The sequence below is a fragment of the Comamonas sp. JUb58 genome, assembly GCF_004364775.1.
Classification (GTDB): domain Bacteria; phylum Pseudomonadota; class Gammaproteobacteria; order Burkholderiales; family Burkholderiaceae_C; genus Comamonas.
Genome location: NZ_SOAL01000041.1, coordinates 1 through 12,453 on the forward strand (window position 1 = coordinate 1; position 12,453 = coordinate 12,453).

Below are 12,453 nucleotides of genomic sequence, written 5' to 3' on the forward strand. Positions count from 1 at the left end.
CAAGGTCATCAAGCGCCGCGCCTACGGATATCGAGATGAGGACTACTTCTTTCTCAAGATCCGCGCCGCGTTCCCCGGTATTCCTCGATGAACCATTTTTTTGCCTGTTTGATGGGGTAGTTGAACGGGGAACGAATCAGCGCCCTGGGGACGGTGTGGGCGGCTTAGAGAGGGGCTGCATGCGGTAGCAGCGAGGTAGATGCAGGTGCTGGAGCAAGCCTCCACCTTTGCAACTGTATAAACATACAGCTCTGACGGAATCACCCATTTTTCTGGGCCTTACGGGAGCATTCGACTGCCCATAGAGCCCCACACCCCAGCGCTTCTTCACGGGGTCACTCAGGGCCCCCAGGAGACGTTCTGCACGCGTTTCCGACCCCACACCTCTACCCAGATCATCCAAAGCGCCAGCGGCCTCTATCCGTGCGGTGGACGGCTTTCAGCAAGCTGAGCTTGCCGAGCTATGAAGATCTACGCCATCCAGAGCAGCGAATCCCGCTCCAGCAGCACTATTCGATGCGTCATTTCGGCCCAGCGACCTTTCTCAATCCCCTGCAAAGCAGCGTCACTGCTGGCGACACACATCCAAAAGTATAGCTAACACCTATGTTGGCCTGTGCATTTGCGCACAGTGAATTCCTTAGACAAGGACTCCCAGGGAGAGCGACCTGATCGCGGCAACCAAGCAACAAACCTGCGCTGCCCTCTTCTATCGGCGTCTTGGATGTGGAGAGCGGCATGGCGCATTTCTGAATGCGTTCAGCGTGCATCCTCTTCTCCATACGACGTCTGAATTTCCACAGTCTGAAAAATTTCAAGATATGAAACTTTGCCGAGCTTGCCTTTGGTTTTTCTTTTATTTTCTTTAAAAGAATAGTAGATAGTAGTAGAAGGGCCCCACCTCCTGTGGATAAGCCCGATAAAGCAAAAATTTTCAAAAGCTTGAAATTTCGCCAACCATGTTGATGGTACCCGTCCCTGCTTGTCACTGCAAAGTGGATAAGTCGAGGGTGTGGGGTATTTCTGTGGATAAGTTAGTTTGAACGGTTTCATTATCCACAGCTATTCTCCGCCGTTAAAAATTCAACAAGTTATTGATAAATAATAACTTATCCACATGCTGTATGCCAACGCCACTGATAACAGGCTCGCCTCCGTCTGCTGTGCGTATGAAAGCAGGTACTTCAAAAATTACCCACAAGGCCTAGGCCAAAACTGAGCCACTTTGGCGTTCGATGATTTGGCCAAAAAAGCTGTGGATAAGTTTTTTATGTTTATAAATCAATGGTCTGCCACGTTATCCATCTGTGTGCACTGGGCCCTATTGCCGGTGCATGAGAGTGGAGCAAGTTCTTGAATGGCCGCCTGTCTGTGTATAACTATGGGGTTGTTGTTGTCTTATCCTGAAAGTTATCCACAGTTCTTTGGGCACTCCCGGCACACCGGTCTGACTGCGTTGCTTGTGGGTAATACGGTGCACACGAAAAATATCCAATAAAAACAATGGTTTGATACCTATCCACTAAGACTGCAGCTGGGTGGAGCCAGGCGGTGAGCCCTACCTTTTGGCCTGAAATCCCCCATTTCGGGGCAAAAAATCCACATGTGAAGAACTGGGGTCCCTGCGCCAATCGGGCTGGGTCGGCGACGAGCAGAAATCACCGACGCCGGCCGCTGCCGGCGACAGGGTCTCGCCTGTGGACATCTCGCCTCGACGGAGCTGCAACTCGGCCCCGATCCCGCTATCCGAGGTCATCGACTTCTGTGTTTCACCGCTAGGAGGAAGCAGTCGACGCCGATCTGTGGCCCTGCTGGTGTTTTTCTTCTTCCTTCCAGCCGTTCCAGGTCATCCCACCAAGCCATTCGCGCTACGGGCCTGGCTGAAAACGCTCGAAATTCCCGCCAAGCCCTCATCGCGATGGGGCAGGGCTGGCCGATCCCGTGGCTTCCGAACCCCATCTTTCGATCGCAGTCGGCGGTTTAGAGCGCTTTCCGCATTTCGGATGCGAGTGTTGAACGGGCCCGTACTGCGTCAGCACGGATCAGCAGATGGATCTGGGATGCCATTTACCCAATGGCCAGCGCTCGGCGTACGGGGTGGAGAACGCGATCCGGGGCCCATTCAAACGAGAGGGCGCTTGGCCCCTGAGGGCTACTGCCGAACCCCAAATTTCAATTTGAATAATTCAAAAAAACTGAAATAAAAGGCGATTTACTTCAGATTTGCTACCATCTTGTTTTTAACAGCTGTTCCGCTGAATGCTGATTTTTTATGCAAAATGGGCAGTGAGATCTCGCAGTTTGTCAACAAGTTATCCTGGATCAGCTTGTGAATAAATTTCCACATCGTGATAAATCCCACAATATGAGAGTGTGTCAGGAATGACTTATGCACATTTCTCTGACGATGATCTAGCTCTACGATGGCCTACATTTGTGGATAAGTAAAGCACTTATGCATGAAAACTACAAGCCATCTTCAAGAGAAAACTTATCCACAAATTGACCTGTTGAAGTGTCTGCGGCACAGGTTGTGGATAAGTTGGTCGATCTGGCAATAAATTATGCACAGAGCTTCATCAATTTCTCATTCAAGACAAGCAGCTTGCATTTTTATACACAGCTATGCAGGGATAAATGCTGCTTGAAGAAACGCACAAAAAATAGGCAAATCAAGCTAGAAACTGTGGAAAAGCTTGTGTGCAGATTGCACTTTCCGTTATCGTAGGATGAACGGCAATCTATCCGTTTACATAGAGAGAACTGGTGATTTGCAGGACATTATGGGTAAAAAACCCATTTTTACGCGATGAAACCATCAGGAGGGTGACCTCAGAAAGTCCGCTGGGTCTGTGGATATCTTTTGCGATGGCAATGAAGAGCACGAATTTTTGTCACATGTGTACAACTTGTGCATCAATCCATCGACTGACCACATAAAGATATCCACCGGTTTTTCAGCTTCCCAATGCGCCTTCGGATCGCTGCACGCACGGTGCATTCAGCCAATTTGAATGAGCGCTATCCAGCGTTGATGGCTTTGTGCCCAAGGCTGTTGGGGCGCTGTGGATGTGATGGCGCAACTAGAGAGGGCTTGGACGAGGGCGTGCAGTCGGAACTGGAGCGCGCAGGCACGGCTCCTTATCTACCTTGCGTACCGCTATCGGCTCGGGAAAGCGGCAGACATGCGCGCTGCAAAGCGATGAACTTCCCAGCCAAGGCGGGTCTGGGTCTGGATGACGCGATAGGTGCTGGTTCACGTCCAGGTGCAACCAGCCATTCACCTGAATAAAGACACAGCAGCCTTCCGGTGTGCAGGAGCCAGGCACGTTCGCGCACGGTAGAGAGCCGCAGCGCATCCTCTGGCCTGCAAACCCAGCTAAAGGCGCATAGCACGCAAGAAACAAGCAGCCCAGACGCAAAAAAGCACCGCCAGGCGGTGCTTTGTTCAAGAGGAGGGCCTGTGTTGGCCCGTTTCAGCCCTTAGGCTTCGACATCCTCGTCGGTGCCGGTGCGAATGGTTTCGCGGTTGCTCTTGTCACGCATCTTGGCGATGTCGGTGTCCAGCGCACGGTGCAGCTTTTCCAGCGCAGCGTTGAAGGCTTCAGCGACCTTTTCTGCCTCGGCATTCACGGCCAAGGGTTGCCGGCCGGTGGCACGTGTTTCCATCACGCAGCGCTTGCCTTTGCCGCCATTCTTCAGTGCGTCCACATCGGTGAGGTAAACCTCCACCCGGGTCACATATTCGCGAAAGCGCGAAAGCTTGTTTTGTACCTCGGTTTGTGCCCATTGGGAGAGGGAATCTCCACCTTGGACATTGTCGCCAGCGTGCACTTGAACTTGCATGGATGTGCTCCTTTCTCGAACGTGCTGGGCGGGCGGCCCAGCGTTGACAACTGGATGCCGCGAAGGCCATCGCCTTGCGGCATTAAGTTAGACACATCCTAACGCGCAAAACTGCAACAGAGACCGCGACATGGTCAATATGCGTAAAAGCCCTGAGAAAGATCAAGCGTCCTACAGCCTCGTGGGTAGGCGCTCGGACGGCCGGGTGGGGCAGCGGTTGGCTTGAAACCTGGCGGGCCGTCCCCAACAGCTGGGCAAGGCGGCAGGGCACTGCGTGGTTTAGCTTGCTGCAAATTTTGAAGCGGGCAGGCGATACAGCACATGGGCGCGCAAGGGGTGGCCTTCCGGCAGATTAGGGTGCTCAAAGTCCCCCGCCTGGTCGCGCTCCATGCCCAGGCGCTGCATCAGCGCTTGCGATGGCAGGTTGCCGGTGGTGGTGAAGGCGACGATTTCAGCCAGCTGCAACTGGCCAAAACCCACGGCCAGCGCTGCCTGCGCGGCCTCGGTGGCCAGGCCCTGGTGCCAGGCATGGCGTGCCAGGCGCCACATGATTTCGACGCAGGGAGAAAAGGGCAGATGGGCCTGCGGCACATGCAGGCCGACGATGCCAATAAATTGCTGGTCTTCCAGCCGTTCCACCGCCCAGACGCCCCAACCGCGCTCTGCCATTAGCGCCTCGCAGCGGTCCGCCATCGCATCGCTTTGTTCGCGCGTCAGCGGCGCGGGAAAGTGGCGCATCACCTCGGGGTCGGCCGTCATCGCGGCAAAGGCATCCCTGTCTTGCGGCTGCCATTGGCGCAGCTGCAGGCGGGCGGTTCGGGGCTCGATCAAGGTGGCAGTCATGGGCAGCTTTCATGAAAAAAGCGGCTGGCACGCCAGGTATCTGCGTGAGCCGCTGGGGATCAACAACGCCAAGCGCAGCGAGGACTAAAGCGCCCTGCTGCGCCGGGTATCAATGGTGGTGGCCGTGCGCGCCATGCACATGGCGGTGGGCAATTTCTTCTTCGCTGGCCGCACGCACGTCGACCACCTTGCCGCTAAAGCGCAGCGCCAGGCCGGCCAGCGGGTGGTTGCCATCCAGGTGCACTTCCGGGCCCTTGATCTTCTTGACGTAGAAGGCCTGGGGTTCGCCACGGTCATTGGCGCCGCGCAGCTGGCCGCCCACCTTCACCCCGGGTGGGAACTCGCTCTTGGGGATGACGCGCACCAGGCTCTCGTCACGCAGGCCAAAGGCATCTTCCACCGCCAGATCCACGCTGGTGCTGAAGCCCACGGCCTGGCCTTCAAACGCGGCTTCCACCTTGGGGAAGATGTTTTCATAGCCGCCATGCAGGTAGGCGAGGTTGCCGCTGTCCAGGGGCTTGCCTTGCGCATCGGTCACCTTGTATTGGATGGTGACGGCGCAGTCTTTGGTGATGTTCATGGTCTTGTTCGAAGAATCTGGCAAAACCGCAAGTGTAGGGCTTGCTGGCGCTCATCCCTATCGCGGGGCCGGATGGCAGGGGCCGCGCCAAGGGTTTGCCATGTTGTCATGCAAACGGCTTGCTCTCCTACGGTTGCATGCTGCAGTGCAGCGCGAGACTTGGGATTTGTGACCGCTTTTCCGGTCGAAAGGAAGAAGAAATGGTTCAGCAACTCGCAGGCAAGGTGGCCTATGTGACGGGCGCCGCCAGTGGCATTGGCAAGGTCATCGCCGATCTGTATGCTCAGCAGGGCGCCAAGGTGGTGATCGCCGATCTGAAGCAGGAAGCGGCCGAGGCGGCGGCCAAGGATATTGCAGGCAAGGGCGGTACCGCCATGGGCCTGGCGGTCGATGTGACGCAGGAAGACCAGGTCGACGCTTCGGTCGAAGCCGCGGTAAAGGCCTATGGCGGCATCGATATCCTGGTAAGCAATGCCGGCATCCAGATCGTCAAGCCGGTGCAGGAATTCAGCCTGCAGGAATGGCAAAAAATGCTGGCCATCCAGCTCGATGGCGCCTTTCTCACCACCCGCGCCTGCATCAAGCACATGTATGCGCAGGGCCGTGGCGGCAGCATCATCTACACCGGCTCGGTGCATTCCAAAGAAGCCTCCAAGCTCAAGGCCCCCTATGTGACGGCCAAGCATGGCCTGGAAGGCCTGGCCAAGGTGGTCGCCAAAGAGGGAGGCCCGCAAGGTGTGCGCGCCAATGTGATCTGCCCCGGCTATGTGCGCACGCCCTTGGTGGACAAGCAGATCCCCGAGCAGGCCAAGGAGCTGGGCATCAGCGAGGCCGATGTGATCAAGAACGTGATGCTCAAGGACACCGTCGATGGCGAATTCACCACCGTGGACGATGTGGCGCGCGTCGCGCTGTTCTTTGCCGCCTTCCCCACCAATGCGCTGACGGGGCAGTCGATGATCGTCAGCCACGGCTGGTTCATGGAGTGATACCGGCCCGCAGTATCGGCACCCCGCGCTAAAGCAGGGGGCTGGGTGGCAAGTCTGGCAGGTGATATCCGTCGCCAACTAGCCGCGTACAGCGTCTAAAGTTGCCATAAATCAGCTTTATGCGCTTTTGGCGGCTATAGCCAGACCCCTACATTTGTTACATGGTTTGCAGTCTGCTTTGCACAGCCGACAGGCGGGGAAACCCCGCCTGCCCGACAATGGCGGATTGGCCCCAGCAGCCCTGCGTGCAGTGCGATGCCGGCCCAGGCTTTGCAGATTCTTTCCATGGCGATCCCCCTTATTTCCGCTTTGACAACTCCCTTGCGCCGCGCAGCGGGCGCCTTGCCCATGCAGGCGCGGCGCCTGCGCCAGTGGCTGGCCGCGCGCAGCAAAAAGCAATGGCTGCTGGCGGTGGCGGCCTTGCCGGTCCTGCTGCTGCTCTATGTGCTACTGCTGATTCCGCTGACGCCGTCGATCGGCGATATCCAGAAAAACAAGGTCGAGGCACCCACCCAGCTGCTGTCGGCCGATGGCAAGGTGCTGGCGCAGTACAAGCGCTCCAACCGCGAATGGGTGGCCCTCAAGGACATCTCGCCCAACGTCATCAACGCGCTGATCGCGACCGAAGACCACCGCTTTTATGAGCATGGCGCGCTCGATTGGCGCCGCACCTTTGGCTCGGTACTGCACACGGCCATGGGCCGGCCCCAGGGCGGCTCCACCATCACCCAGCAGTTGGCGCGCAATATGTTCCCCGAGGAAATCGGCCGCGCCCGCTCGCTCAACCGCAAGCTCAAGGAGGCCGTGACGGCCTACAAGATCGAATCGGCCTACACCAAGGACGAGATCCTGGAGACCTACCTCAACACCGTGCCCTTTCTCTACAACGCCTTTGGCATCGAGATGGCCGCACGCACCTACTTTGACAAGCCCGCCCAGAAGCTGAGCGTGCTCGAGGCCGCCACCCTGGTCGGCATGCTCAAGGGCACCAGCTACTACAACCCCGTGCAAAACCCCGAGCGGGCCCAGCAGCGCCGCAACACCGTGCTGGCGCAGATGAACAAGCACGGCAAGCTCAGCGACCAGGATTTTGAGACCCTCAAAAAACGCGGCATCAAGCTGGATTTTGAGCGCCAGGACGAGGCCGTGGGCATGGCGCCGCATTTTGCGCAGGCACTGCGCAAGTGGCTGATCGAATGGGCCGATGCCAACGACTACAACATCTATGCCGATGGTCTGGTGGTGCAGACCACCATCGACTCGCGCGTGCAGCAATGGGCCAACCAGGCCGTGGTGCGCCAGGGCCGCCAGCTGCAGGTGACTGCCAATGGCCTGTGGAGCAACCGCAACCAATGGACGGCCAAGAACCCGCTGGTGCAAAGCTTTGTGCGCGAAAGCGCCGTCTACCGCCAGGCCGTGGCCGATGGCCAGGACAAGGACGAAGCGCTGCAGCGCCTGCTGGCCGATGCCGACTTCATGGCCAATCTGCGCCAGGACAAGGTGCGCGTGCAGGTGGGCTTTATGGCCATGGACCCGCGCAACGCCCATGTGCTGGCCTGGGTGGGCAGCCGCGACTTTGCCATCGACCCCTTTGACCATGTCTCGCAAGCGCGCCGCCAGCCCGGCTCCACCTTCAAGCCCTTTGTCTATGGCGCCGCATTGCAGGATGGCGCCTTGCCCAGCGACCAGCTGATGGACGAGGCTGTGCGCATTCCGCTGGGCGGCGGCCAGTTCTGGCGCCCCACCGATGGTGGCCCGCCATCGGACCAGCCGATGACCCTGGCCGATGGCCTGGCCTACTCCAAGAACACCATCACCGCCCAGGTGATGGCCAAGGTCGGCCCCGCCAAGGTGGCCAAGCTGGCGCGGGCCCTGGGTGTGCGCGACAGCAAGCTCGAAGATGTGATGTCGCTGGCGCTGGGCACCAGCCCGGTTACCTTGCAGGAGATGGTCACCGCCTATTCCACGCTGGCCAATGGCGGTGGCTACCGCGCCCCCGTCATGGTCACCCGCATTACGGACCGCGAAGGCAAGGTGCTGGCCGAGTTTGAGCCACCCGCCACCGAGCTGGCGCTGGACAGCGGCGTCACCTATGGCTTGGTCGACATGATGCGCGGTGTCATCACCAAGGGCACGGGCCGGGGTGTGGCACGCTATGGTGTCAGCGGTGACTGGATCGGCAAGACCGGCACCACGCAGGACAATGCCGACGGCTGGTTCATGCTGGCGCACCCGGACTGGGTGGGCGGCGCCTGGGTCGGCTTCAACGACAGCCGCGTGCAGCTGAACGACTACTGGGGCCAGGGCGCCCACAGTGCGCTGCCGGTGGTGGCCGAGGTGGCCGCCGCATCGCAGCGCGCCAAGCTGGTGCAGGCACAGGCCCGCTTTGAGATGCCGGCCGAGAACAACACCTTTGTGCAGCGCCTGCGCAGCTGGATGCTGGGCTTTGGCGACAACAAGCAACCGGTCGATCCGTTTGAGCAACCGCCTGCGATGCAGCCGCTGCCCGATCGCGGCAATCCCGGTGATGCGCCTGTGATCGACGATCCCGAGGCTCGCCCCATAGGCCAGAGCGGCGCGGGCCCGCGTGGCCCAAGTGGCGAGGGCGACTACCCCGTCTTCCAGAACAACCCACCGCCAGCGCAGCAGCCGCAAATGCCTGCGCAGCGCCCAGCCGATGCAGGGCAGCCGCAACCCGGTGTCGTGGTGCCTGGCCCATCGTCCAATCCGGTGCCATCCAACCCGGCAACGGCGGCACCCGCCTTCCCCGGTAGCGCCAGCGTGCCGCAGGGCCAGCCCTCGGGCAACCCACCGCCGATTGAGCGCGGTGTGGTCGTCTCGCCGGTGTCATCCGGTACCGTGGGCCAACCCGTGCCCACGGCCGATGGCGGCATGGTTTGGCGCCGCGCCACCCCGTCCGGCACGGCGGCGCCGCAGTCCGGCAATGCAGGCATTGCCGCCAGCGAGGTCAACTGACCGGGTTGCCTATTTTTTAATCAATCATCAGGAGGATGTTCATGGTCTTCAACCACAGTCGCCAGCCCCGCTGGCAATGGATGCGCGCCGCTTGCCTGGGCGCTGCCATGTTGGTATCGACAGCCGCGATGGCCGTGGACAACCCCGATGCCCCCGACCACCTGGCCGCGTTTGAGCAGCGCATACAGCCACTGGAGGCCGCCATCGGCAACCAGAACACGACGGCCGACATGCTGCGCGCCAGCAGCGCCTATGCCAAACAGCTCGATGTGGAGCTGAACCAGACCTACCGCGAGCTGATGGTCAAGGTGGGCGCCAACGGCGCGCAAAAGCTGCGCGCCGCGCAGCGCAACTGGCTGAGCTTTATGACCACCGAGGCCGCCTTTATCGACGGCACCTGGAACGCCAAGGACTTTGGCAGTTCCTCAGCGCTGTCGCGCAGCGAGTACCGCAACAGCCTGACCAAGGCGCGCATCGTGCAACTGCTGGGCTATCTGCGCTCCTATCCTGAATGATGGATGTGTGCGGTCACTCTTCAATGACTTCATGCACGCCGGAGCTGCCGCGCTTCCAGTAGGCCGCTGCCTTCGTCCATTTGGGGTGGGCGCCATGCTCGGCAATCAGCGCTGCACGCAGCGCTTTGGCTGCCGTCGATTCCAGCGCCACCCAGTTGTAGTAATCGCCAGCAGGCGCATCGATCTGGCGCAAAGCCGCTAGCAGCCGCTGCGCATCGCCAGCTGGCTGGCCCTGGCGGTGCACCCAGTGCACCTGCAGATCGGCAGCGCTGTCCAGCGCTTGCTCGTCGGCCGCATCATTCACCTCCACCACCACCACCGCCTGGGTGCCGGCAGGCAGCTCGCGCAGGCGGCGCGTGATCGCTGGCAGCGCCGCATCATCACCAATCAGCAGGTGCCCATCGAACGCCGTGGGCACGATGAAGGAGCCGCGCGGCCCCGCAATCCCCAGCGCATGGCCACTGGCCGCCTGCAGCGCCCAGGCCGTTGCCGGGCCGGCCTCATGCACCGCAAAGTCAATCGTCAAGGTCTGCGCCTGCGCATCGTAAGAGTGGGGCGTGTAGTCCCGCATCGCCTCGCGCATCGCAGGCGGCAGGCCTTCGCTACCGGGCGGCGGCAACTGCAGCTCGCCATTGGCATCCGGAAACAGCAGCTTCACATGGTCATCAAAGCCCAGGCTGCTGAAACCCGCCAGGTCGGCACCCTGCAGACGGATGCGCAGCATATGCGGCGTTAGCTGCTCCACCGATTCGACAGTGGTACGGCGCAGCTTGATCTCATGGCGCGCCCGCTCAGGCGCACGCGCAGCGAGCAGCTCGGGAGAAGGGGAAGTGGGAAGGCTCAGTTGCAAGGGCATGGTGTGTTCATTCCGTGTCTAAGATATATCTTTTATCTTAAATGAGAACCATTCCTGCGGCTAGGGCGAGGTGGCAATCCCTGGTTGGGGTGTGGCTATGGCGGGGGTGGGGTTGCGAAAGGCTGGGGGGTGTGCGCAAGGCAGGCTCACCTACACCTGCTCCATGGTCCTGACCACCTAACGGGCTGCTGCATAGAGAAGCAGCGGACTCGGCGCGAAATCTTCCCTTTTTCAATTTGTTCTATGTTGCATTTCCACTGACTTGTCAGTTGTGCGTAAGCATTGCTGCATCAAATTTAAAAACTATCAAATTTAATTAATTGATAGTTTTTAAGGCGCAAGCGATTTTAGCGATGGCGCCTCATGAATGCAAAACCAAAAAATCATAGTTGGGAGGGATCTACACATGCCTAGCGCCATGCACTGCGGCCCAAGAACAGAGCTACCGGCCAAGCCACCCATCACCTCGGTTTCTCGCCCGTTGCTACGAGGGAGTCTGTTTGCCTACCTACTGTCCAGCGCATTTTGGGCCTCCGCCCAAGGCATCTCAGGCATAGGCGCCTTCGTCCCCAACACCGAGCTGGGCTTTACCCCAGTCGCCAAAGCGGGCGAGCCACGCATCAACTGGATCAATGGCGAGTACCAAGAGAGCAACACCGACCTGAGCGTCAAAGTGCTGGGCGGCAGCTTGGACATTGCCCGCTCCTGGAGCCAGGGGCGCTGGTGGCTCAACCCCGCCTGGGCGCCGCTCAGCTTTGAGCTCGATCCGCTGGGCAGCGATGCCAAAGTGATAGAACGGGTGGGAGTACTCTACGAGCGCAGCGGCCAAAGCGATCTGTACATGGCCAAGAGCAAAGGCAACGCACCTGTTTACATCAAACGGCTCAAAGATGCCGCAGGCCAACACACCGGCTGGCAATGGTACGACCGCTTTGGCAACACCATCAACTACAGCGTAGACGGCGTCATCCAAAGCTATGCCAACGCCAGCGGCGTCAAAGTCAGCTTCGCCTATGACAGCGCCACCAGCGCTCGTATCCTGGACCACTTTGACAAAACCATCTACACCGTCACCATGGCAGGCGGCCTGATCACCAAGATAGAAGACCTGGCCGGGCGCAGTGTCAGCTACCAATGGGCGGGCCAGCGCCTGGCCCAGGTTACCGACGTCATGGGCCACGCCTGGAAGTACGAGTACGACGCCAACGGCCAGATCACCAGCCGCACCGACCCGCTGGGCCTCAAGATCAGCGCCCAGTACATCCAAAGCATCCCCGCGCCTGAGCCCATGCTGAGCCTGGGCAAAAAGGGCGTCACCATCGACCCCACAGGCACCAGCGGCACTACGCAAAAGCTCGCCAACCTCTGGGGCGGCGGGCGCGTGGGCCAGTTTGACGGGCAAAGCGGCTGCGCATCAACGGGTGCCAACAACTACCTGCGCGAGCGCCGGGTGTTTGAAGTCACCTACACCGACTGCAGAGGCAACGCCACCGTCACCCAGTACGACCTGCAAGGCAATGAACTCAGCCGTACCTTCAACGGCAAAAAGACCGCCTCCAACCAGTGGGATGGCGCCTACCACCAGAGGTACACCAATGCCCGGGGCTACAGCACCACCACGAGCTACGACAGCAACTACCAGCCGCTGCAAATCACCTACCCCGACGGCAGCGTGGAGAAGTACACGTATGAGCCCGTGTTTGGACGGCAGAGCAGCTACACCAACCAGCTGGGGGTTGTGAGTACCTGGCGGTATGACAGCAAGGGGAATGTGACGGAATGGGTAGAAGCCAAAGGCTTGCCCGAGCAGCGCACCACCGTCTATACCTACGATCTATACAGCCAGCT

At 59.7% G+C, this 12,453-nt stretch carries 8 protein-coding genes; 4 read left to right on the top strand and 4 right to left on the bottom strand.

What is annotated here, in order from left to right; genetic code table 11:
• Positions 1 to 3,483: 3,483 nt before the first annotated feature.
• The 3 genes from EDF71_RS24480 to EDF71_RS24490 form a co-directional block, all read right to left on the bottom strand.
• Complete coding sequence (locus EDF71_RS24480; protein ID WP_133859127.1) at positions 3,484 to 3,846, bottom strand: HPF/RaiA family ribosome-associated protein; 363 nt, start codon at positions 3,844 to 3,846, stop codon at positions 3,484 to 3,486.
• A 279-nt stretch (positions 3,847 to 4,125) separates the two neighbouring features.
• On the bottom strand, positions 4,126 to 4,689 hold the full coding sequence (locus tag EDF71_RS24485; protein ID WP_133859128.1) for a GNAT family N-acetyltransferase: 564 nt from the start codon (positions 4,687 to 4,689) through the stop codon (positions 4,126 to 4,128).
• 109 nt (positions 4,690 to 4,798) lie between these two features.
• The gene (locus EDF71_RS24490; protein ID WP_133859129.1) at positions 4,799 to 5,269 is read right to left on the bottom strand and encodes a peptidylprolyl isomerase; all 471 of its coding nucleotides are present in this window, start codon (positions 5,267 to 5,269) and stop codon (positions 4,799 to 4,801) included.
• Between the two features lie 200 nt (positions 5,270 to 5,469).
• Between EDF71_RS24490 and EDF71_RS24495 the strand changes: the two genes are divergently transcribed.
• The 3 genes from EDF71_RS24495 to EDF71_RS24505 all read left to right on the top strand — a co-directional run bounded on the left by EDF71_RS24495 (position 5,470) and on the right by EDF71_RS24505 (position 9,749).
• A complete protein-coding gene (locus EDF71_RS24495; RefSeq protein WP_133859130.1) occupies positions 5,470 to 6,258 on the top strand; it encodes a 3-hydroxybutyrate dehydrogenase in 789 nt (262 codons plus the stop codon).
• A gap of 348 nt (positions 6,259 to 6,606) precedes the next feature.
• A complete protein-coding gene (locus EDF71_RS24500) occupies positions 6,607 to 9,234 on the top strand; it encodes a transglycosylase domain-containing protein (protein ID WP_243854452.1) in 2,628 nt (875 codons plus the stop codon).
• A 41-nt stretch (positions 9,235 to 9,275) separates the two neighbouring features.
• Positions 9,276 to 9,749: a lysozyme inhibitor LprI family protein gene (locus tag EDF71_RS24505; protein WP_166656646.1), complete on the top strand. Its 474-nt coding sequence runs from the start codon at positions 9,276 to 9,278 to the stop codon at positions 9,747 to 9,749.
• Between the two features lie 13 nt (positions 9,750 to 9,762).
• Here EDF71_RS24505 and EDF71_RS24510 read toward each other — a convergent pair whose 3' ends face one another.
• On the bottom strand, positions 9,763 to 10,605 hold the full coding sequence (locus EDF71_RS24510; protein ID WP_133859133.1) for a siderophore-interacting protein: 843 nt from the start codon (positions 10,603 to 10,605) through the stop codon (positions 9,763 to 9,765).
• A 406-nt stretch (positions 10,606 to 11,011) separates the two neighbouring features.
• On the opposite strand from EDF71_RS24510, the gene EDF71_RS24515 reads away from it, so the two are divergent.
• Positions 11,012 to 12,453: RHS repeat protein (locus EDF71_RS24515; RefSeq protein ID WP_166656647.1), on the top strand; the 1,442-nt coding region annotated here is incomplete at its 3' end.

Coding starts and splice junctions, on each gene's coding strand:
- EDF71_RS24510 (WP_133859133.1), bottom strand. CDS start 10,605: ATGCCCTTGCAACTGAGCCTTCCCACTTCCCCTTCTCCCGAGCTGCTC.
- EDF71_RS24490 (WP_133859129.1), bottom strand. CDS start 5,269: ATGAACATCACCAAAGACTGCGCCGTCACCATCCAATACAAGGTGACC.
- EDF71_RS24505 (WP_166656646.1), top strand. CDS start 9,276: ATGGTCTTCAACCACAGTCGCCAGCCCCGCTGGCAATGGATGCGCGCC.
- EDF71_RS24480 (WP_133859127.1), bottom strand. CDS start 3,846: ATGCAAGTTCAAGTGCACGCTGGCGACAATGTCCAAGGTGGAGATTCC.
- EDF71_RS24500 (WP_243854452.1), top strand. CDS start 6,607: ATGCAGGCGCGGCGCCTGCGCCAGTGGCTGGCCGCGCGCAGCAAAAAG.
- EDF71_RS24485 (WP_133859128.1), bottom strand. CDS start 4,689: ATGACTGCCACCTTGATCGAGCCCCGAACCGCCCGCCTGCAGCTGCGC.
- EDF71_RS24495 (WP_133859130.1), top strand. CDS start 5,470: ATGGTTCAGCAACTCGCAGGCAAGGTGGCCTATGTGACGGGCGCCGCC.